17 protein-coding genes are annotated in these 20,659 nt (G+C 64.3%); 12 read left to right on the forward strand and 5 right to left on the reverse strand.

Going from position 1 to position 20,659, the window contains the following annotated elements; genetic code table 11:
- The first annotated feature begins 227 nt into the window (after positions 1-227).
- Together QQL87_RS15925 and QQL87_RS15930 are read left to right on the forward strand one after the other, a co-directional pair.
- A complete protein-coding gene (locus QQL87_RS15925) occupies positions 228-1,334 on the forward strand; it encodes a lactonase family protein (protein ID WP_284419755.1) in 1,107 nt (368 codons plus the stop codon).
- A gap of 125 nt (positions 1,335-1,459) precedes the next feature.
- Complete coding sequence (locus QQL87_RS15930; protein ID WP_284419885.1) at positions 1,460-1,894, forward strand: group III truncated hemoglobin; 435 nt, start codon at positions 1,460-1,462, stop codon at positions 1,892-1,894.
- Positions 1,895-1,951: 57 nt separating this feature from the next.
- Here the strand turns inward: QQL87_RS15930 and QQL87_RS15935 are convergent, their stop codons facing one another.
- The gene (locus tag QQL87_RS15935) at positions 1,952-2,209 is read right to left on the reverse strand and encodes a DUF6894 family protein (RefSeq protein ID WP_284419754.1); all 258 of its coding nucleotides are present in this window, start codon (positions 2,207-2,209) and stop codon (positions 1,952-1,954) included.
- A 303-nt stretch (positions 2,210-2,512) separates the two neighbouring features.
- Between QQL87_RS15935 and pqqA the strand changes: the two genes are divergently transcribed.
- From pqqA to QQL87_RS15985, 10 genes are all read left to right on the forward strand, one after another.
- Positions 2,513-2,593 (forward strand): pyrroloquinoline quinone precursor peptide PqqA, encoded by an 81-nt coding sequence (gene pqqA, locus QQL87_RS15940; protein WP_012029362.1) that lies wholly within the window; start codon positions 2,513-2,515, stop codon positions 2,591-2,593.
- Positions 2,594-2,795: 202 nt separating this feature from the next.
- Complete coding sequence (gene pqqB / locus QQL87_RS15945; protein WP_284419753.1) at positions 2,796-3,725, forward strand: pyrroloquinoline quinone biosynthesis protein PqqB; 930 nt, start codon at positions 2,796-2,798, stop codon at positions 3,723-3,725.
- Between the two features lie 20 nt (positions 3,726-3,745).
- Entirely contained in the window at positions 3,746-4,501 is a 756-nt protein-coding gene (gene pqqC, locus QQL87_RS15950; RefSeq protein ID WP_502871181.1) for a pyrroloquinoline-quinone synthase PqqC, read from the forward strand.
- A 204-nt stretch (positions 4,502-4,705) separates the two neighbouring features.
- Positions 4,706-5,014, forward strand: a complete 309-nt coding sequence (pqqD, locus tag QQL87_RS15955; protein WP_284419751.1) for a pyrroloquinoline quinone biosynthesis peptide chaperone PqqD — start codon at positions 4,706-4,708, stop codon at positions 5,012-5,014.
- The gene (gene pqqE / locus QQL87_RS15960; protein WP_284419750.1) at positions 5,011-6,207 is read left to right on the forward strand and encodes a pyrroloquinoline quinone biosynthesis protein PqqE; all 1,197 of its coding nucleotides are present in this window, start codon (positions 5,011-5,013) and stop codon (positions 6,205-6,207) included. Before pqqD ends, pqqE begins: the two co-directional genes overlap by 4 nt.
- A complete protein-coding gene (gene pip / locus QQL87_RS15965; RefSeq protein ID WP_284419749.1) occupies positions 6,200-7,189 on the forward strand; it encodes a prolyl aminopeptidase in 990 nt (329 codons plus the stop codon). The genes pqqE and pip overlap by 8 nt, the downstream gene beginning before the upstream one ends.
- Positions 7,190-7,367: 178 nt before the next feature.
- Positions 7,368-8,036: a DUF4286 family protein gene (locus tag QQL87_RS15970; RefSeq protein ID WP_284419748.1), complete on the forward strand. Its 669-nt coding sequence runs from the start codon at positions 7,368-7,370 to the stop codon at positions 8,034-8,036.
- A gap of 480 nt (positions 8,037-8,516) precedes the next feature.
- Positions 8,517-10,316, forward strand: coding sequence for an FAD-dependent oxidoreductase (locus QQL87_RS15975; protein WP_284419747.1), 1,800 nt, complete (start codon positions 8,517-8,519; stop codon positions 10,314-10,316).
- Positions 10,286-12,136, forward strand: a complete 1,851-nt coding sequence (locus QQL87_RS15980; RefSeq protein ID WP_284419745.1) for a 2-oxoacid:acceptor oxidoreductase subunit alpha — start codon at positions 10,286-10,288, stop codon at positions 12,134-12,136. Before QQL87_RS15975 ends, QQL87_RS15980 begins: the two co-directional genes overlap by 31 nt.
- Before the next feature lie 130 nt (positions 12,137-12,266).
- Positions 12,267-13,322, forward strand: coding sequence for a 2-oxoacid:ferredoxin oxidoreductase subunit beta (locus QQL87_RS15985; RefSeq protein WP_284419744.1), 1,056 nt, complete (start codon positions 12,267-12,269; stop codon positions 13,320-13,322).
- A gap of 287 nt (positions 13,323-13,609) precedes the next feature.
- Here the strand turns inward: QQL87_RS15985 and QQL87_RS15990 are convergent, their stop codons facing one another.
- The 4 genes from QQL87_RS15990 to QQL87_RS16005 form a co-directional block, all read right to left on the reverse strand.
- Positions 13,610-14,869 carry a TMEM143 family protein gene (locus QQL87_RS15990; protein ID WP_284419743.1) on the reverse strand — a complete coding sequence of 420 codons (1,260 nt, stop codon included), beginning with the start codon at positions 14,867-14,869 and terminating at the stop codon, positions 13,610-13,612.
- 450 nt (positions 14,870-15,319) lie between these two features.
- Positions 15,320-16,858 carry a SpoVR family protein gene (locus QQL87_RS15995; protein ID WP_284419741.1) on the reverse strand — a complete coding sequence of 513 codons (1,539 nt, stop codon included), beginning with the start codon at positions 16,856-16,858 and terminating at the stop codon, positions 15,320-15,322.
- Positions 16,855-18,132 (reverse strand): YeaH/YhbH family protein, encoded by a 1,278-nt coding sequence (locus QQL87_RS16000; RefSeq protein ID WP_284419740.1) that lies wholly within the window; start codon positions 18,130-18,132, stop codon positions 16,855-16,857. The genes QQL87_RS15995 and QQL87_RS16000 overlap by 4 nt, the downstream gene beginning before the upstream one ends.
- 210 nt (positions 18,133-18,342) lie before the next feature.
- Complete coding sequence (locus tag QQL87_RS16005) at positions 18,343-20,286, reverse strand: PrkA family serine protein kinase (protein WP_284419739.1); 1,944 nt, start codon at positions 20,284-20,286, stop codon at positions 18,343-18,345.
- Positions 20,287-20,659: the final 373 nt, after the last annotated feature.

Consider the following 20,659-nt stretch of genomic DNA (forward strand, 5'->3'; position numbering starts at 1 on the left):
AGCTCCGTGGTGGCACCGCGTTCTTAGCGCGGTGGGCGGCATCGAGAAAGCCGTGCAAAACGAGGTGCCCCATGCAGCGTCGCGTTGCAGCGCGGCATTTGCCTCAGAACCCCACGCGACGCCGATCAATACCCGTCCTGCATCGATCGATCCGGAATCAGGCTTGGTCAAGCTTCACAATCGACTTTAAGACCTGCAGCAAGCAGATCAAAAAAGGAGGAAACCAGATGATCAGATCGGGCACCACCATGGCCGCAACACTCGTCTTCGCCGCGGTCGCGGCAACGCTGGCGCCGCGCGCGGGCCTTGCAGAGACCTACGCCTATGTCGGCAATGCCGACAGCAACGACATCAGCGTTTTTAAGTTCGATGCGGCGACCGGCGACATGACCCCGGTGCAGACCGCGGCCTTCGTCGGCGTCGAGAAGCCGGGCTCGTCGACCCCGCTCGCGGTCAGCCCGGACAAGAAGGTTCTGATCGCCGGCGTGCGCTCGCAGCCGTTCCAGGCGGAGAGCTTCGCGATCGATGCCAAGACCGGCCAGCTCACGCATGCCGGCAACGGCCCGCTCGCCGACAGCATGGCCAACATCGCCTTCGACCGCACCGGCAAGGTGCTGTTCAGCGCCTCCTATGGCGGCAACAAGGTGGCGGTGAATCCGGTCCAGGCCAATGGCGTGGTCGGCGCGCCGGGCCAGGTCATCCCGACCGGGCTGAACGCCCATGCCTTCCTGCCCGCGCCCGACAACCGCTTCGTGTTCGCGACCAATCTCGGCTCCGACCAGGTGCTCGGCTTCGCCTTCGATGCCGCCACGGGCACGCTGACCGCCAAGGACGCGCTGACGGTGAAGACGCCGGAGAAGTCAGGTCCGCGCCACTTCATCTTCCACCCGAACGGCAAGTTCATCTATCTCCTGCACGAGCTCAACGCCGATCTCGCGGTCTACGCCTATGACGCCGACAAGGGCACATGGACCGAGCAGCAGCGCACCACCACCCTGCCCGCAGGATTCAGCGGCAAGCCCTGGGCGGCCGATATTCATGCCACGCCGGATGGCCAGTTCCTGTACGCCTCCGAGCGCGGCTCGCACACGATTGCGGCCTTCAAGGTCGATGCGGCCAGCGGACGCCTGACCCTGATCGGCAGCGTGCCGACCGAGACGCAGCCGCGCGGCTTCAACATCGATCCCACAGGGCGCTATCTCGCCGCCGTGGGCGAGGTGTCGAACGGCATGACGGTGTATCGCATCGATGCGGCCAGCGGCGCGCTGGAGAAGCTGAAGTCCACCACGGTCGGCAAGAAGCCGAACTGGGTGGAGTTCGTCAGCCTGCCGTGAATGGCAGGTTTTGTGGGGCGGCACTGCCGATGCGGCGAGCCGCCCGCCTCTGGCGGGCACCTCAGGATGAGGACGGGAGGCGCAGCGCATTTTCATCAGCGCTGCGCGTGCCTATATACACTGCCATGAACAGCCCTGCCGCTCAGCCCAACCGCCATCCGCTTGCGGTTCAACATCCGGACCTCGACGACGCCGCCATTCGCCGGCTGGTCGAAACCTTCTACGGCCGCGCCCGCGAGGACGATCTGATCGGGCCGATCTTCAACCGCACCGTCGACGACTGGGACGAGCACATCGAACGGATCAGCGATTTCTGGTCGTCGATGTTGCTGAAGACGGGCCGCTATGGCGGGGCGCCGATGCGCCCGCATCTTCTGCTCGGGCTCGAGGGCGCGCATTTCGATCGCTGGCTGCAGCTGCTCGAGGCCACGGCGCGCGATCTGTTCCCCGAGGGGCTCGCCGCGCTCTTCATCGTCCGCGCCCGGCGGATCGCCGACAGTTTCGAGATGGGACTCGCCAGCACGCGGGGCGACATCGTCCGCCCCCGTCATTCGCTCTGACCTGCGCGCCACAGCAGGGCCAACCCAGCGCCGGCGTTCGCCGAGCGGCGCCCCGGCTCAGTGCCGCGTCATCGACTGCGCGTGCATCGTGAAGATCGCCTCCGAGAACGGGAACTCGAGCACGATCTCGCCCTCCTCGTCGGTGACCTCGATGACCGCCGTCATCAGCGCCGCATTGCCACCTTCCGTGCGCAGCAATTCCTTGATCATGTCGCGCGCCACTTCCCAGGCGCGATCAGGGTTGCGCAGCACTTCGCCGTCGGTGTCGGAGACCAGTTCTTCGCCGATCCGTGTGTTGAAGAAATATCTAGGCATCGTCAGTTTCCAATGGGGTCACACGCTGGGATTTGGAAGTCTCGAACGTCTCACAACTGCTTTATCCAACCCGTCTCGCCTGAAGCTATGGGCGGAACAGGACAGCGTTGCGAAGCCATCGATCACGAATCCGTTGTTTTCGCGGCTCAATCCGTCGAAAACTGCAGCAATTCGCGCCTGCGACTTCGCATTGCAATAAGCAGGCCTGAGAAGCTCAAACAAAAAGATTCCACTGGCGAACTTTTCGTAGCACGGTAGTTTAATGGTGAGGACGATAACCGTCCCGTTTCGAAGGAGAGGACAATGGCCTGGAAAGCACCCAAGATTGTTGAAGTGCCGGTTGGCATGGAAATCAACATGTACGCCTGCGCGGCCCGCAAATAATTCGCGGGTGTGACGTCCAGGTCCCGCCCGATCCGGACGTCGAGGCTTGAGGGTGGGCGCCAGCGATCGCGTATGCCAGCCCGTGCGCAGGTCCGATGTCCCACCCTCGTCACCTTCTGACCTGCCGGTCGTCCTGACCGCCGGTCATTCCTGCCGTCGGTAATCGCGTGCGCCATCACAGCTGACTTCCAGGAGACGGCTCATGCTTCGCATCGTCGTCCTGGGCGCCGCCGCGGGCGGTGGAGTTCCGCAGTGGAATTGCGGCTGTGCCGTCTGTCGTGCCGCCCGCACGGATCATCCGGACATCTGCAACAGCCAGGCCTCGGTCGCCGTCAGCGCCGATGGCGCCAACTGGTTCCTGATCAACGCGTCGCCCGACCTGCGGCAGCAGGTTGTCAGCACGCCGCAGCTGCATCCGAAGCCCGGCGCCTTGCGCCACAGTCCGATCGCCGGCGTGATCCTGACCAATGGCGAGATCGATGCGATCACCGGGCTATTGTCGATGCGCGAGAGTTCGCCCTTTTCGATCTACGCCCACCCCAAAGTGCTTGCGATCCTGCGGTCGAACAACATCTTCGATGTGCTGAAGGACGAGACCGTCAAGCGCCTGCCGATCGAGATCGATGCGCCGTTCCGGCCGCAGCTGCAGGACGGCCGGCCTTCGGGCCTGGAGATCACGGCCTTCGCGGTGTCCGGCACCAGCGCCTGGTATCTGCGCGACAAGCAGCATCCCGGTGGCAGCTCGTCGACCGGCGATACGCTGGGGCTGAAGATTACCGATCTCGAAGGCGGCCAATATGGCTACGTCATCGCCGCCTGTGCCGGCGTCGACGACGCCTTGAGAACGAGATTGAAAGGCGCGCCGCTGGTGCTGTTCGACGGCACGGTGTGGCGCGACGACGAGATGATCCAGGCCGGACTCGGCAACAAGACCGGGCAGAGCATGGGACATATCGCGATGTCCGGAGAAAGCGGCGCGATCAAGCGGCTGGCGGACCTCGGGATCGGCAGGAAGATTTTCCTGCACATCAACAACTCCAATCCGGCGTGGCTGCACGCCTCACCCGAGCGGCAAACGTTGGAACGCGAGGGATGGGAAATCCCCGCTGAAGGGATGGAGATCGTACTGTGAGTGAGGTCAATCTGAGCGGAATGACGGCGCTGTCGATCGGACGCGGCGTGACGCTGAACAATGCGAGCGAATTGGAAGCAGCGCTGCGCCATATTGGGGCTACGCGCTATCACAACCACCACCCGTTCCATAAGCTGCTGCACAGCGGAAAGCTGAACAAGGGCCAGGTGCAGGCCTGGGCGCTGAACCGCTACTACTACCAGTCGACGATCCCGCTGAAGGACGCCATGGTGATGACGCGCTTCCGCGATCGCGCCACGCGGCTGGAATGGCGGCATCGCATCGAGGATCATGACGGCGACGTCGGCAGCGAGGGCGGCATCGAGCGCTGGCTGAAGCTGACCGAAGGCCTCGGCCTCGACACGGCTTACGTCGAATCCACCGAAGGCATCCTGCCGGCGACGCGCTTCGCGGTGGAAGCCTATGTGCATTTCTGCCGCGACCGCTCGCCGCTGGAGGCGATCGCGTCGTCATTGACGGAGCTGTTCGCGCCGAGCATTCACGAGGAGCGGATCTCGGGCATGCTCGAGCACTACAATTTCGTCAACAACGACACGATGAGCTACTTCAAGCGCCGTCTCACCCAGGCGCCGCGCGATGCCAATTTCGCCCTGCACTACGTCAAGGAGCACGCCACGACGCCCGAGCAGCGCGCCGCGGTCTGCAACGCGCTGATCTTCAAGACCAACGTGCTGTGGGTGCAGCTCGACGCGCTGTATCACGCGTATGTGGAAGGCCACATCCCGCCCGGCGCGTTCGTGCCGAAGGAGGGATGATGGTGTCCCGTTTGAACCACCGCTCTCGTAGCACGGACGGTGCACTCCCTCCCCCCTTGTGGGGGAGGGTCGGGGTGGGGGGTCCACACGGGAAGTCTTTTCTGGGACCCCCACCCCCGACCCCTCCCCGCAAGGGGGAGGGGAGCCGCACCGCACTTGGCGCGGCCATCCAATTTCACAACTCCACGCGCTAGAGACCCCGCCATGGCCCCGCGTCACATCCAAGTTGCCGAGACCAGCCGCGTGGTGCTGCCGCGGCACACCAAGCTGAAGTTCGACGAGACCCGGCAGGTCTGGGTGATCCTGGCGCCGGAGCGGGTGCTGGCGCCGGATGAGATCGCGGTCGAGGTGCTCAAGCTGTGCGACGGCGCGCGCAGCGTCGCCGGCATCATCGACGAGCTCGCGGTGAAATATGCCGCGCCGCGCGACGTGATCGCGACCGACGTCGTTGCGATGCTGCAGGATCTCGCCGACAAGGGCTTTCTGACCGAGGTTCGGGAGACGACCTCATGACCGAGCTGACCGACACCACGCCGCAGATCGACGCGAATGACGGGCTCGCCGTGCTGGAGCGGCGCGGATCCGTGGCCGAGAGCTACGGCATTCCGCTCGCCGTGCTGCTCGAGCTCACCCATCGCTGCCCGCTGCAATGCCCCTATTGCTCCAACCCGCTGGAGCTCGACCGGTCCGGCCAGGAGCTGACCACCGCCGAGTGGAAGAAGGTGCTCTCGGAGCTCGCCGAGATCGGTGTGCTGCAGGTGCATTTCTCCGGCGGCGAGCCGACCGCGCGCAAGGACATCGTCGAGCTGGTGCAGCACGCCAACGATGTCGGCCTCTACACCAACCTGATCACCTCGGCGGTGCTGCTGACGCGCGAGCGGCTGAAGGAGCTGGCGGATGCCGGGCTCTGTCACGTCCAGATCAGCTTCCAGGGCAACGAGCCTGTCGTGGCCGACCGCGTCGGCGGCTACAAGGGCGGTCATGCCAAGAAGCTCGAGGTCGCCAAATGGACGCGCGAGCTCGACCTGCCGCTGACCGTGAACGCCGTGATGCATCGGCAGAACCTGCATCAGCTGCCGGACATCATTCAGATGGCGGTCGATCTCGATGCCGACCGGCTCGAGGTCGCCAACGTGCAATATTACGGCTGGGCCCTGAAGAACCGCGCCAGCCTGATGCCGACCTATGCGCAACTCGAAGAGACCGATCGCCTCGTCGAGGAGGCGCGCGAGCGGCTGAAGGGCACGCTGACCATCGACTACGTCGTCCCGGACTACTACGCGCTGCGGCCGAAGAAATGCATGGGCGGCTGGGGCCGGCAGTTCTTCAACATCTCGCCCTCGGGCAAGGTCCTGCCCTGCCACGCCGCCGAGAGCATCACCGGGCTCGACTTCATGTCGGTACGCTCGAACAACTCCATCGCCTGGATCTGGCAGAACTCCGAGGCCTTCAACCGCTATCGCGGCACCGGCTGGATGAAGGAGCCATGCAAATCCTGCGAATTCCGCGAGATTGATTTCGGCGGCTGCCGCTGCCAGGCGTTTGCGCTGACCGGCGACGCCGGCAACACCGATCCGGCCTGCACCCTGTCGCCGCTGCACGAGAGCATCTTCAAGCAGGCCGAGCGCGATGCGGCCTCGGGCCAGGACCGCTTCCTGTATCGCAACTTTGCCGGCGGCACGCCGGAGAACGGCACCGATGCCTGACGCCGAAGCCGGCCGCGCCTCCGCGCGCCGCAGCGATCCCTTCGCGCCGCTGACGTCGGAATGGCTCGACGTCTCCGGCGGCCACCAGATCTATGTCGAGAGCTCTGGCCACATCGGCGGCATCCCCGCCGTCTATCTGCATGGCGGCCCCGGCTCCGGTTGCCAGCCGGATCATCGCCGGCTGTTCGATCCCGAGCGCTTCCACGCCGTGCTGTTCGACCAGCGCGGTGCCGGCCGCTCGCGCCCCGCGCGCAGCCGCGACAACAACACCCTGCCCGACCTGATCGCCGACATGGAGGCGATCCGCGAGCGCTTCGGCTTCGAATGCTGGATCGTCGCCGGCGGCTCGTGGGGGGCGACGCTCGCGCTCGCCTATGCGCAGGCGCATCCGACGCGCGTGACGGGCCTGGTGCTCCGCGCAACCTTCCTCGGCACCCGTGCAGAGGTCGAGACCGCGTTCGGCGAAACGCTGGCGCGCTTCCATCCCGCATTGTATCGCGACTTCCTGGACCTGCTGCCGGAGGCCGAGCGGGGCAATCCGTGCGCGTCCTATTTCCGGCGCATCCTCGATCCCGACCCGGCCGTTCACGGCCCCGCGGCGCGCGCCTGGCACGACGTCGAGCGGGCGCTGTCGGAGGTGAAGCCGTCGCGCACCCAGCTCGATCGCCTCGCCATCCGCTCCGGCAGCGCGCTGCCCGCGACGCCGTTCATGGAGGCGCACTATTTCTCCCAGGACAGCTTCATGGCGCCGGACCAGCTGCTGCGGGACGCGACCAGGCTGGCCGGCATTCCCGGCATCATCGTGCAGGGCCGCTACGACCTGCTCTGCCCGCCCCAGACCTCGGCACGGCTGGCGGAGGTGTGGCGCGACGCCGAAATCCGTGTCGTCGAAGCCGCAGGTCACAATCTTTATGACCCCGGCATCCGCGACGCGGTCATGAAAGCCATCTGCGACATGGCGAAGCGCACGACTGCGCCTTAAACAAATGATCGTCTCTCCTCATCCTGGGGAGCCATGCGCAGCATGGCGTCTCGAAGGATGAGGCTCAGACATCCCCGGGCCTCATGGTTCACCAGGCAATGCGAAAGCATTGTCCGGGAGACGCGCCAAGGGGCGCTCCTCACAATGAGGAATTGGCCGCCAAACAAGGACATCTGCAATGCCCATCGCCGGGAAAGGCATGCTTTTGACATCGATGAACATCGATGCCGAGCATGAAGCTGATTTCAACCACTGGTACGACAGCGAGCATCTCGAAGAGCGCGTGGCGATCCCCGGCTTCATCGAGGCGCGACGCTATGTCGCCGAGCAGGGCAGTCCGAAATATCTCTGCCTGTATTCGACCGAGAGCATCGACGTGCTCGACAGCGCAGCCTATCGCGCGCGGCTCGACGCACCGACGGAATGGTCGAAGACGGTCATGGCGCGGTTCAAGAACATGATCCGCAGCGTTGCGCGCATCACGATCTCGAGAGGCTCCGGCCGCGGCGCCGTGCTCGGCATCATCCGCCTGCGTGCGAAGCCGGGACAGGACAAGGCCTTGCGGGACGCACTGCAGATCGAGCTCGACCCGCGCGAGCTCAAGGGCATCATCTCGATGCACCTGCTCGAAGGCGATGCCGATCTCTCCGGCCCTGCTGCCGGCGTCCCCGCGAGCTCACGTGATGCCGACTGGTTCGTCCTGATCGACGGCACCGATAGCCACGCGATTGCCACGCTGATGACGACGCGCTTCGCCGCGATCGACGGGCCATTGGCGACACAGATCTCGGCCGGGATTTACAGGCTGATGTGGGACCTCAGCCGCGCCGACATCGCTGCACATTAGTAGTCCGTCTCTCTCCACCTTCATGGCCGGGCTTGTCCCGGCCATCCACGTCGTTCGGCGTCCTTGGAAAGACGTGGATGCCCGGGCCTTCGCCGCGGCGAAGCGGCTTCGGCCGCGCAGGCGGGACAAGCCCGGGCATGACGACTGAGTGCGTGGCAGCTTGCGTGACCCACAATTTCTGCACTCTCGAGTTCCCGTCGTCGACCCCACATGCCGCATCGCAACACGTGGCAGCACCGCGCCTGCAATGCGGCGGCGCACCACTGTGCATGGACAGCAGCCTTGCAAATTTGCCTTTGTGTGCGCCTTGGAATGGCTCTAGTCTGATAAGACTATTCAATTGAGCCATTCCAAAAACAGAAGGGCGACGAACAGGGCCTGCTCCGGACCACATCCGATCCATTGTAGATCCTGAAAAAACAGTCGCCCTCACGTCAGGAAGGCCGCGCGCTCGTGGTTCACCGCGCGGACAGGGTAGGAATGAGAGCGACTGATATTTCGGCCCCCGACTACTTTCACAAAGTCGTCGATTGCCAATGGGCTTGTCCCGCACACACCCCCGTCCCGGAATACATCCGTCTGATCGCCGAGGGTCGCTACAGCGACGCCTACATGATCAATTGGAAATCGAATGTATTCCCGGGCATCCTCGGACGCACCTGCGATCGTCCCTGTGAGCCCGCGTGCCGACGGGGGCGTGTCGAGGAGAGCCCGGTGGCGATCTGCCGCCTGAAGCGCGTCGCCGCGGACTTCAAGGACGACGTGAGCCAGCGCATGCCGCGCCCCGGCCCGCGCAACGGCTGGCGCATCGCCCTGGTCGGCGGCGGCCCGGCGTCGCTGACCGTCGCGCGCGATCTCGCGCCGCTCGGCTATCACTGCACCGTGTTCGACGGAGATGCGAAGCCCGGCGGCATGGTGCGCTCGCAGATCCCAAAATTCCGCCTGCCCGACAGCGTGATCGACGAGGAGACGGGCTACGTGCTCAGCCTCGGCGTCGAGTTCAAGGCCGGTCATCGCATCGACAGCCTCAAGAAGCTGCTCGCCGAGAACTATGATGCCGTCTTCATCGGCTCCGGCGCGCCGCGCGGGCGCGAGCTGAACATTCCAGGCCGCAAGGAAGCGACCGGCAACATCCATCTCGGCATCGACTGGCTGTCGAGCGTCTCGTTCGGCCACACCGACAAGATCGGCAAGCGCGTGATCGTGCTCGGCGGCGGCAACACCGCGATGGATTGCTGCCGTACCGCGCGACGGCTGGGCGGCGAGGACGTCAAGGTCATCGTGCGCTCCGGCTTCGAGGAGATGAAGGCCTCGCCCTGGGAGAAGGAAGACGCGCTGCATGAGGACATTCCGATCCTCAACTATCTCGTCCCCGTTGCCTTCAATCACGACAATGGCAAGCTGACCGGCGTCACCTTCCAGAAGGTGAAGCCCGAGTATGATGCCGATGGCCAGCGCTCGCTGGTGCCGTCGGGCGAGCCGGACGAGACCTATCCGTGCGACGACGTGCTGGTGGCGGTCGGCCAGGAGAATGCGTTTCCGTGGATCGAGGCCGATTGCGGCGTCGATTTCGACAAGCGGCACATGCCCAAGGTCGATCCGACCACCTTCGCGTCGACCAATCCGAAAGTGTTCTTCGGCGGCGACGCGGCGTTTGGTCCGAAGAACATCATCTGGGCGGTCGCGCAGGGCCATGAAGCGGCGCTGTCGATCCATCGCCTGCTGTCGGGCGAGGACATCACCGAGCGGCCGCTGCCGGAGGTCCACGTCTCCTCGCAGAAGATGGGCATCCACGAATGGAGCTATGACAACGACATCTCGGCGGAGAAGCGCTTCAAGGTGCCACACCGCGACAAGGTCGTGGCGCTGAAGGACATCCGCACCGAGGTCGAGCTCGGCTACGACGTCAAGCTCGCGCTCGGCGAGGCGCATCGCTGCCTGAATTGCGATGTGCAGACGGTGTTCTCCAACACGCTGTGCATCGAATGCGACGCCTGTGCCGACATCTGCCCGATGGACTGCATCACCTTCACCGAGAACGGCGAAGAGGCCGACCTGCGGTCACGGCTGAAGGCGCCGTCTGTTCACCCCGACCAGGACCTCTACGTCTCGTCGGATCTCAAGACCGGACGCGTGATGGTGAAGGACGAGGACGTCTGCCTCCATTGCGGCCTGTGCGCCGAACGCTGCCCCACCGGTGCGTGGGACATGCAGAAGTATTTCATCGAGACGACTCACGCAGGTAACGCATGTCCCAGCAAGCGCCGCTCAGCAGCGTAAACGACTTCGTCGTCCGCTTCGCCAACGTCAACGGCTCGGGCTCGGCCAGCGCCAACGAATTGTTCGCGCGCGCGGTGCTCCGCCACGGCGTGCCGGTGTCCCCGCGCAACATCTTCCCGTCCAACATCCAGGGCCTGCCGACCTGGTACGAGGTGCGCGTCACCGAAGCCGGCCATCTCGGCGCGCGCGGCGGCGGCACCGATCTGATGGTGGCGATGAACCCGCAGACCTGGGACAAGGACGTCGCCGGCATCGTGCCCGGCGGCTATCTGTTCTACGATTCGACCAAGCCGATGCCGTCGACCAAGTTCCGCGACGACATCAACGTCATCGGCGTGCCGCTGACCGCGATTACCAACTCGACTTACACTGATCCGCGCCAGCGCCAGCTGTTCAAGAACATCATCTATCTCGGCGTGCTTTCCGCCCTGCTGGACATGGACCCGAAGCTGATCGAGCAATTGATCGGCGAGCAGTACAAGGGCAAGGAAAAGCTGCTGTCCTCCAACGTCCATGCGCTGCATCTCGGCCGAGACTGGGCGCTGCAGAACCTGAAATGTCCGATCGGACTGCGCATCCGAAAGGCGGACAAGGTCGGCGACCGCATCTTCATCGAAGGCAACAATGCCGCCGCACTCGGCGCCGTCTATGGCGGCGCCACCGTGTGCGCCTGGTACCCGATCACGCCGTCGTCCTCGGTGGCCGAGGCCTTCACCAATCACTGCAAGAAGCTGCGGCACGATAAGGAAACGGGCCAGGCCAAATATGCGATCGTGCAGGCCGAGGACGAGCTTGCCTCGATCGGCATGGTGGTCGGCGCGTCCTGGAACGGCGCCCGCGCCTTCACCACCACGTCCGGCCCTGGCGTCTCGCTGATGACCGAGTTCATCGGTCTGTCGTACTTCGCCGAGATCCCGGCCGTGATCATCAACGTGCAGCGCGCCGGCCCCTCCACGGGCATGCCGACACGCACGCAGCAGTGCGACCTGATCGCCTGCGGCTATGCCTCGCACGGTGATACCAAGCACGTGATGCTCTTCCCCGAGGATCCGGCAGAGGCGTTCGAATTCGCCGCCGCTGCGTTCGATCTCGCCGAGCGGCTGCAGACCACCGTCTTCCTGATGCTCGATCTCGACATCGGCATGAACCAGCGGCTGTGCCGTCCGCTGAAATGGGACGATTCCAGACAATATGACCGCGGCAAGGTGATGACCGCCGAGATGCTGGACGAAGGCCGCGACTTCGGCCGCTACCTCGACGTCGATGGCGACGGCATTCCGTTCCGCACCCTCCCCGGCACCCATCCGACCAAGGGCTCCTACTTCACCCGCGGCACCTCGCGGGACCGCTACGCGCGCTACTCCGAGGAAGGCGCCGTCTATGCCGACAACGTGCAGCGCCTGCTGCGCAAGTTCCAGACCGCGCAGGACATGGTGCCACGTCCCTTGCAGGCCAATGCCGTCAAGCCGACCAAATACGGCGTGATCTATTTCGGCTCGACCGCGCCGGCGATGGACGAGGCGACCGAACTCCTGGAGGCGCGCGGTCATCAGCTCGACCGCCTGCGCATCCGCGCCTTCCCGTTCCACTCGAGCGTGGCGAGCTTCATCGCCGAGCACGACTTCGTCTACGTGGTCGAGCAGAACCGCGACGCCCAGCTGCGCCAGCTGATCGTCACCGAGAACGGCATCGACCCGGTCCGCCTGGTGCCGATCCTGCACTATGACGGCACGCCGATCACGGCGCGCTACATCGCGGACTCCATCGGCACCCATCAGGACCAGATCAAGGTCACCCCGCTCCGCAAGGCCGTGTCATGATGTTGCCCCTACTCTCTCCACCGTCATGCCCGGGCTTGACCCGGGCATCCATCTCTTTCGTCTACTCGGCTACCACGTGGATGGCCGGGTCAAGCCCGGCCATGACGATGGCGGGTGATGCGAGGCGCTCATGACCTACATCGCAAAGCCGAAATTCCAGCATCCCGGCATCAAGAAGAATGCGCTGGGCTACAGCCATCGTGACTACGAGGGCAAGATCTCGACGCTGTGCGCCGGCTGCGGCCACGATTCGATCACGGCCTCGATCATCGAGGCCTGCTTCGAGCTGTCGATCGAGCCGCATCGGGTGGCCAAGATCTCCGGCATCGGCTGCTCGTCGAAGACGCCGGACTACTTCCTCGGGAACTCCCACGGCTTCAACACCGTGCATGGCCGCATGCCGTCGGTGCTGACCGGCGCCAATCTCGCCAACCGCGAGCTGATCTATCTCGGCGTCTCCGGCGACGGCGACTCCGCCTCGATCGGATTCGGCCAGTTCGCGCATGCGATCCGGCGCGGCGTCAACATGACCTACATCGTCGAGAACAACGGCGTCTACGGCCTGACCAAGGGCCAGTTCTCCGCGACCGCCGACCGCGGCTCAAAGTCGAAGAAGGGCGTCACCAACACCGACAATCCGATCGACCTCGTCGGCATCGCGCTGCAGCTGGGTGCAACCTATGTCGCGCGCTCGTTCTCCGGCGACAAGAAGCAGCTGGTGCCGATCATCGAAGGCGCCATCCGGCACAAGGGCGCGGCCTTCATCGACGTGATCAGCCCGTGCATCGCCTTCAACAATCACGCCGGCTCGACCAAGAGCTTCGACTACGTCCGCGAGCACAATGATGCCGTGAACCGGCTGGACGTGCTGACCGGGCGCGATCCGATCGAGATCGACCAGGATCCGGGCACGGTGCAGATCGTCGAGCAGCACGATGGCTCGCGGCTGGCGCTGCGCAAGCTCGACGCCGACTACGATCCGCACGACCGCCTGGGCGCGATGACCTTCCTGCAGAAGCATGCGGCGCAGGGCCAGATCGTGACCGGGCTGCTGTATGTCGATCCGGAGGCCGATGATCTGCACAGCCATCTCAACACGGTGGAGCGGCCGTTGAACCGGCTGGAGGCCGCCGATCTGTGCCCGGGCCAGTCCGTGCTCGACAGGATCAACGCGAGCCTGCGCTAACGGGGCCAAGCTCAGCGAGCGTGGATCGCGCATGGCTGCTGACCGTTCGTGAGGACGATCCTCATGGGCAAATTGCAGCGCCGTCCTCGGTGCCAACCCTCACGGTGAGGAGCGTCGCCCTTGCGACGCGTCTCGAACCGCGAGGCCCGAGCGGCGGCCTCGCCCTTCGAGACGCTCGCTTGCGGCGGGCTCCTCAGGGTGAGGGTGGAGAGCTTTCGCTGTGGCAACAGAGGTAAGTCGGCTGATCAAGTGGCGCAGATCCTTTTCTCACAAGCTGCCGCCCATGATTAACTAGACTGCGCCCGCAATGCGCTTGCCCAGACACGTTCGAGCTGCGCGATGGCTTCCGGCAGCGGCAGCGCCGACAGCGCCTCATCGTCGCCGCTCACCAGCCCGAACTCACGCAGCCTGATCAGGGCCTCGTCGATATTGAACGCGCGGCCCAGCCCGAACATCTGCTGCAACAATTCCTCGACGTGACTGCCCAGTGCGGCGCGGCTGAGCGGCACCGACGCCAGCAGCAGGCCGCCATAGGCCAGCACCGCCTCCTTCCAGTCCTGGTCCTCGGCCTCGCCGATCAGGTAGTTGAAGATGCCGGAATTGTTGTTGACGTTGCGGAAGTAGATGTTGTCGGTGACCTGCTTCTGATGGATCAGCGACTGGCGGTGGAAATTGCCCCATTGCCGCAGGATGAAGGCGCCGAGCGCGAACAGGCCGGACAACGCGGCCAGCGCCTGCTCGGTGTCGTTGTCGTGCACGGTGCCGCTGAGGCCGAGATAGAAGCCGGCGACAATGAACAGCACCGTCAGGGTCGAGGCCAGCTTGAGCAGGATCGGCACCCCGCCGAGCAGCGCCGGCACGCCCAGGGTCAACTGCTCGCGCAGGCCCATGACGACGCGCACGTTCGGCAGCAGCGCCTCGAGGTCGAAGCGCGCGATGTGGCGGAAATATTTGAACAGCACGGCGCCGCCGCGGATCTTGTTGCGGCCGCGCCAGGCGGCGGTCTTGCGCTTCGTCTTCGTCGGCTCGTCAGGCTTGGTCGCGACCATCAGGATGATGTCGTCATAGACCTCCACCTCCTGCGACCGGCGCCGCAGGCCATACAGCATCGGGACCTCGATCGTCTCCTGATGCTGGCCGCGCCGGAACATGCGGACACTGCGATAGTCCGAGATCGGCGCCTTCAGCTTGACGCGCACCAGCGCATGCTCGGCAAAGGCGCGCTCGATCTCGTCATGGCTGATCTCGACGAAATTGGCCTCGCCGAGCACCCGCACGAATTCGTCGGTAAGGTTGCGATAGGCGGCCTCGCTCTCGACTGACGAGCGATGGCGACCGAGGGGGACCTCGGGATCGAAGTCGAAATAGGCATCGCGCAGCCGGTCGAGTTCGTCGAAATATTCGTGGTGAAGGATGGCGCCGAGCATGCGGGCCAGCTCGCGCAGATCGCTCGACTGGACCTCATCCAGGCCGCCGTGAGAGATCACGGCGTCGAGAATGTCGGACTTGCGCACTGGAATGAACCGGTCCCGCCGATCCACCGCCACCGTCTCTCCTGGTCCGACCACGCGTCTCACGCCCAAGCTTCGACTGCCCTCGCGCCGGCGAGCGCTCCAGCACCGGCCGACGGCGCGCACCATAGCGGGCTGATCGCACGAGCGCCACTTGGCGTGATCCGCTCTCAGATGTGAAGCTGGACGCTCGCCGCGCGGACGGTGAGCTCCCCTCCCCCACTTGCGGGGAGGGGTCGGGGGTGGGGGTCCCCGAATCCCGCTCGATCTGACGCGGTATGAGCTTTTGATGCAATCGCGGGCGGCCAGCCTCGCGCAAGGCCCTTGCCAAATGAACAGCGGCGATTTGGCTCTCTGACGCGGACCCAAGTGAGTTCAGCGCCCGCGGACCCCCACCCCCAACCCCTCCCCGCAAGAGGGCGAGGGGAGCCGACCGTCCGTGCGGTGAGGAGGTCGACCTAAAACATCTAGGGCTTGGCGGCCGCGCTAAGCGGCCGCCGGTTGTATCCGGGGATTGAGCACGTACTCCTTCAGCACCTTGTCGGTGGCGGCATCGACCTCGACCAGCGACACGTCGTAGCTCCAGAGATCGGCGAGATGCTGCAGCACGCGCTTGGTGTCGGTCTCGCTGAGCTGGGCGCCCTTCACCACCGTATGCCGCAGCATCAGGCGGCGGTCGCCGGCGAGATCGACATCGACCACCTCGATGTTGGGGTCGATGTAGCCGACATCATACTGCTTCGACAGCTCTCGGCGGATGCGGCGGTAGCCGCGCTCGTCGTGGATGGCGTCGACCAGGATGCCGGTGCGATCCGCCGGATCGTCATGCAGATGGAACAGCCGCAGGTGCCGGATCAGGGCCGGGCTCAGGAACTGGGTGATGAAGCTCTCGTCGCGGTAATTGGCCCAGACGTCGCGCAGCACCGCCATCTCGTCGCCGGTGCCGGCGATGTCCGGGAACCACTCGCGGTCCTCCTCGGTCGGGTCCTTCACGATGCGCTCGATGTCCTGCATGATCGCGAAGCCGAGCGCATAAGGATTGAAGCCGGAGAAGCGCGGATCGTCGAACTCCGGCTGGAACACGACGTTGGTGTGCGACTGCAGGAACTCCAGGAAGTTGCCGTCGGTAAGACGGCCCTCCTGGTGCAGGCGGTTCATGATGCGGTAGTGCACGTAGGTCGCTGTGCCCTCGTTCATGACCTTGGTCTGGCCCTGCGGATAGAAATACTGCGCGATGTGGCGGACGATGCGCAGCAATTCGCGCTGCCAGGGCGCCAGCCGCGGCGCGGTCTTCTCCAGGAAATAGAGCAGGTTCTCCTGCGGCAAGCCGAGCAGCGTGCGGCGCCGCTCGACGTTCAGCACGGCGCTGGTCTTGACCGGACCGGTCGGCACCGTGCGCCAGAGATCGTTGAACGTGCCCTCCTCGTAGAGCCTGCGCTTGCCGGCCCGCTTTTCCTCCTCGCGGAAGTCGAGCTTCTTCTTGCCGGGATAGCGATCGACACCATGCGACATCAGCGCATGCGCCGCGTCCAGCGTGTGCTCGACGGCGAGACGGCCATAGCGATCCTCGCATTGGCCGATGTAGCCGCGGGCGAAGTCGAGATAGTCGAGGATGCCGTCGGCATCGGTCCACTGCTTGAACAGATAATTGTTCTTGAAGAAGTGGTTATGGCCGAACGCGGCATGCGCGATGACCAGGGTCTGCATCGTCGCCGTGTTCTCCTCCATCAGGTAGGAGATGCAGGGCGAGGAGTTGATCACGATCTCATAGGCGAGGCCCATCAGGCCCTTGCGGTACGAGGCCTCGTGATAGGCGAAATGCTTGCCGAACGACCAGTGCTTGTAGAACAGCGGCATGCCGACCGAGGAATAGGCGTCGAGCATCTGCTCGGCCGTGATCACCTCGATCTGGTTGGGATAGGTGTCGAGCCCGAGCTCCTTGTGCGCCACCGTCTCGCAGGCATCGTGGATGCGCTGCAGGGTGAGGAAGTTCCAATCCGCGCCGTCGAACAGCAGCCCGCTCATGACGCCGCCCTCTCCTGCGACGTCCCGCGACGCTGGAACAGGTCGTGGAAGACAGGGAAGATCTCGCTGCGGTCGCGGACCTTGCGCATCGACAGCGGCTCGCCGTTGGCGCGCAGCCGCTCATACAGCGACCACAGCGCGGAGTCCGGCATTTCGAACGAGTAGGTACCGGACTCGCCGACCTCGAGATAGGCGAAGAACTGCGACACCGGCAGGATGTTGTCGGTCAGGAGCCGCGCGACGTTCTCGGAATCCGATGTGGCGTTGTCGCCGTCGGACGCCTGCGCGGCATAGATGTTCCAGTCCGACGGGCGGAAGCGCGAGCGGACGATGTCATGCATGCATTGCAGGGCGCTCGACACCAGGGTGCCGCCGGAAGCCGGGCCGTAGAAGAAGGTCTGCTCGTCAACCTCCTCGGCGCGATCGGTGTGACGGATGAACACGATCTCGACGTGGCGGTAGCGCCGCGTCAGGAAGACGTAGAGCAGCATGTAGAACCGCTTGGCGAGGTCCTTCATGTGCTCGGACATCGAGCCCGAGACGTCCATCAGGCAGAACATCACCGCCTGCGCGATCGGCTTCGGCACCGCTTCGAAGCGGCGGTAGCGGATGTCGATCGGATCGATGAAGGGGATACGCTTGGCTTTCGCCTTCAAGGCTTCGAGCTCGGCCACCAGAGCGGCTCGCTTGTCGTCGTCGGTCTCCTGCTCGATCCTGGCTTCGAGCTCGGCGATCGCCTCCGGCCGCGGCCGGCGCAAGGCAACGCGACGAGCCATCGCGCGCGCGACGGTCCGGCTGATGGAGATGTTGGCCGGCGAGCCCGAGGTCGAATAGCCGGCGCGCACCAGCCCTTCACTCTCGGCCTCGGCGAATTTGCGCTTGGCGAGATCGGGCAGTTCGAGATCGTCGAGGAAGAGGTTGACGAATTCTTCCTTGCTCAGCACGAAGCGGAACGCATCCTCGCTGTCGCCCTGCCCCGGCCCCGACTTGCGGCCGCTGCCGTCGCCCGAGCGCGGCAGGATGTCGCCTTCGATGAACTTCTTGTTGCCGGGCAGCACCATGTCACGGGTACCACCTTCGCGGCGGAAGCGCGGCTCGTCCATGCCGTCGAGCGGGATCGAAACCTCGCCGCCCTCCAGCACGTCCTTGATGTCGCGGTCCTGCGAGGTCTTCTTGACCGCTCCCTGAACCAAGGCCTTGGCTCGGCGCAAAAATCGCTGACGATTTTCGAGACTTTTACCGCCCGGATTCAGGCGCCGATCAATGATGTGCATGACCACGTTCCAAACGCCTCCTGCTGCAGCGGCTTCGACTCCTGCTCTCCCCCGCCGCGATGCTGCGGTGCAGTGTCAGGTCCGACACCGCACCTGCATCATTCCTGTCCGACGCTCTGCGTCGAACGCTCCGCATAAGATCATAGCCCAGGCGCCGACATCCACCGTTGGCCTGTCACACACGCAGTGAACACCGGCGCCGGACCACGATCAACCCGCCTGCTTCACCCGCATGTACCACTCGACCAGCCGGCGGACCTGCCGCTCGGTATAGCCGCGCTCGACCATGCGCGCGACGAAGTCGTCGTGCTTCTTCTCGGTCTCGCCGTCCTTCTTCGAGCCGAACGAGATGACCGGAAGCAGATCTTCAACCTGCGAGAATATCCTCTTTTCGATGACTTCGCGGATCTTTTCGTAGGAGGTCCAGGACGGATTTTTTCCGCCGTTCTGGGCCCGCGACCGCAGGGAGAACTTGACAACCTCGTTGCGGAAGTCCTTCGGGTTGGCAATTCCCGCCGGCTTTTCGATCTTGGTCAGCTCCTGGTTCAACAGCTCGCGGTTCAGAAGCTGTCCCGTATCGGGATCCTTGAAGTCCTGATCCTCGATCCAGGCGTCGGCATAGTCGACGTAGCGGTCGAACAGGTTCTGGCCGTAATCGGAGTAGGATTCGAGATAGGCCTTCTGGATCTCGTGGCCGATGAACTCGGCATAGCGCGGCGCCAGGTCGGCCTTGATGAATTCGAGATAGCGCTTCTCGATCTCCTCCGGCAGTTGCTCGCGCCGGATCGACTGCTCCAGCACGTACATCAGATGAACCGCGTCGGCGGAAACCTCCGACGTGTCGTGGTTGTAGGTCGCGGCCAGCACCTTGAAGGCAAAACGGGTGGAGATGCCGTCCATGCCCTCGTCGACGCCGGCGGCGTCACGATATTCTTGCACGCTGCGCGCCTTCGGATCCGACTCCTTGAGGCTTTCGCCGTCATAGATCCGCATCTTGGCATACAGCGTCGAGTTCTCGTGCTTGCGCAAGCGCGACATCACCGAGAAGCGGGCCAGCGTCTCCAGGGTCGCCGGCGCGCAGGGCGCTGCGGAGAGCTCGGAGCCCTGGATCAGCTTTTCGTAGATCTTGCGTTCTTCGGTGACCCGCAGGCAGTACGGCACCTTGATGACGCAGATACGGTCGATGAAGGCCTCGTTGTTCTTGTTGGTCTTGAAGCTCTGCCACTCCGACTCGTTGGAGTGGGCGAGGATCACGCCATTGTAGGGGATCGCGCCAATGTTCTCGGTGCCGATATAGTTGCCTTCCTGCGTCGCCGTCAGCAGCGGATGCAGCATCTTGATCGGCGCCTTGAACATCTCGACGAATTCGAGGATGCCCTGATTGGCCCGGTTGAGGCCGCCCGAATAGCTGTAGGCGTCGGGATCGTTCTGCGCGTAGGTCTCGAGCTTGCGGATGTCGACCTTGCCGACCAGCGAGGAGATGTCCTGGTTGTTCTCGTCGCCCGGCTCGGTCTTGGCGATGCCGATCTGGCGCAGCCGCGACGGCTGGATCTTGGCGACGCGGAACTGCGAGATGTCGCCGCCGAAGGCTTCGAGCCGCTTGTAGCACCACGGGCTCATCAGACCGGTGAGGCGACGGCGCGGCACGCCGTATTTCTCTTCCAGCATCGGGCCCAGCGTTTCGGGATCGAACAGGCTGAGCGGCGATTCGAACACCGGGCTCAATTCATCGCCGGCCTTGAGCACGTAGATCGGATGAACCTCCATCAGCTGCTTCAGGCGCTCGGACAGCGACGACTTGCCGCCGCCGACCGGGCCGAGCAGATAGAGGATCTGCTTGCGCTCTTCGAGCCCCTGCGCGGCATGCCGGAAGAAGCCGACGATACGCTCGATCGTGTCCTCCATGCCGTAGAAGCCGGCGAAGGCAGGATACAGCCGAACCGTACGGTTCAAAAAAATACGGCCAAGGCGTGGGTCCTTGGCCGTGTCGATCATCTGAGGCTCACCGATCGCAGCTAGTAGTCGCTCAGCGGCGTTCGCGTATCGCATGGGGTCGGTTCGACACGACTCCAGATATTCCTGCATCGACATGTCGGTCTGGCTTCGGGCCTCGAACGACCTCGCGAACGCGTTGAACAACGAATCGTTGTACATGATCCCTCTCCACGTAGGTTCCGCCGCACTGCTGCAACAGATCGAGATCCAAGTACGTTCCTACTGATCTCGAACCGACTCAGAGTGAAGCGCGCTAGCCCCTATTGGGCACCGTCTTGGTCCTCTTCCGCAACGCAAAGTGCATGCAGCATATGCCCTATGAACATGCACTTCGCTCAATAGTTCGGCAAAACCACGCCAATCGCCCCTATTTGTATCCTATTGTCTCTGCTTCGCAACATCCGCAATACCCCGGCACCGTAGTCTCCCTGCGCCGCACAAGGTGTTGTGAAGCCACGTGAACTTGCGGCGCTGCGCGTCGCGAAACAGTGTCTCTCCTCCGAGTGAACCACGCGTGAACACACATCCTCTC

The sequence above is a fragment of the Bradyrhizobium sp. SSBR45G genome (assembly GCF_030159255.1).
Lineage (GTDB): Bacteria > Pseudomonadota > Alphaproteobacteria > Rhizobiales > Xanthobacteraceae > Bradyrhizobium.

Bases quoted from the DNA above. Each gene is read 5' to 3' on its own strand.
- QQL87_RS15925 (WP_284419755.1), top strand. From the start codon at position 228: ATGATCAGATCGGGCACCACCATGGCCGCAACACTCGTCTTCGCCGCG.
- QQL87_RS15930 (WP_284419885.1), top strand. From the start codon at position 1,460: ATGAACAGCCCTGCCGCTCAGCCCAACCGCCATCCGCTTGCGGTTCAA.
- QQL87_RS15935 (WP_284419754.1), bottom strand. From the start codon at position 2,209: ATGCCTAGATATTTCTTCAACACACGGATCGGCGAAGAACTGGTCTCC.
- pqqA (WP_012029362.1), top strand. From the start codon at position 2,513: ATGGCCTGGAAAGCACCCAAGATTGTTGAAGTGCCGGTTGGCATGGAA.
- pqqB (WP_284419753.1), top strand. From the start codon at position 2,796: ATGCTTCGCATCGTCGTCCTGGGCGCCGCCGCGGGCGGTGGAGTTCCG.
- pqqC (WP_502871181.1), top strand. From the start codon at position 3,746: ATGACGGCGCTGTCGATCGGACGCGGCGTGACGCTGAACAATGCGAGC.
- pqqD (WP_284419751.1), top strand. From the start codon at position 4,706: ATGGCCCCGCGTCACATCCAAGTTGCCGAGACCAGCCGCGTGGTGCTG.
- pqqE (WP_284419750.1), top strand. From the start codon at position 5,011: ATGACCGAGCTGACCGACACCACGCCGCAGATCGACGCGAATGACGGG.
- pip (WP_284419749.1), top strand. From the start codon at position 6,200: ATGCCTGACGCCGAAGCCGGCCGCGCCTCCGCGCGCCGCAGCGATCCC.
- QQL87_RS15970 (WP_284419748.1), top strand. From the start codon at position 7,368: ATGCCCATCGCCGGGAAAGGCATGCTTTTGACATCGATGAACATCGAT.
- QQL87_RS15975 (WP_284419747.1), top strand. From the start codon at position 8,517: ATGAGAGCGACTGATATTTCGGCCCCCGACTACTTTCACAAAGTCGTC.
- QQL87_RS15980 (WP_284419745.1), top strand. From the start codon at position 10,286: ATGTCCCAGCAAGCGCCGCTCAGCAGCGTAAACGACTTCGTCGTCCGC.
- QQL87_RS15985 (WP_284419744.1), top strand. From the start codon at position 12,267: ATGACCTACATCGCAAAGCCGAAATTCCAGCATCCCGGCATCAAGAAG.
- QQL87_RS15995 (WP_284419741.1), bottom strand. From the start codon at position 16,858: ATGAGCGGGCTGCTGTTCGACGGCGCGGATTGGAACTTCCTCACCCTG.
- QQL87_RS16000 (WP_284419740.1), bottom strand. From the start codon at position 18,132: ATGCACATCATTGATCGGCGCCTGAATCCGGGCGGTAAAAGTCTCGAA.
- QQL87_RS16005 (WP_284419739.1), bottom strand. From the start codon at position 20,286: ATGTACAACGATTCGTTGTTCAACGCGTTCGCGAGGTCGTTCGAGGCC.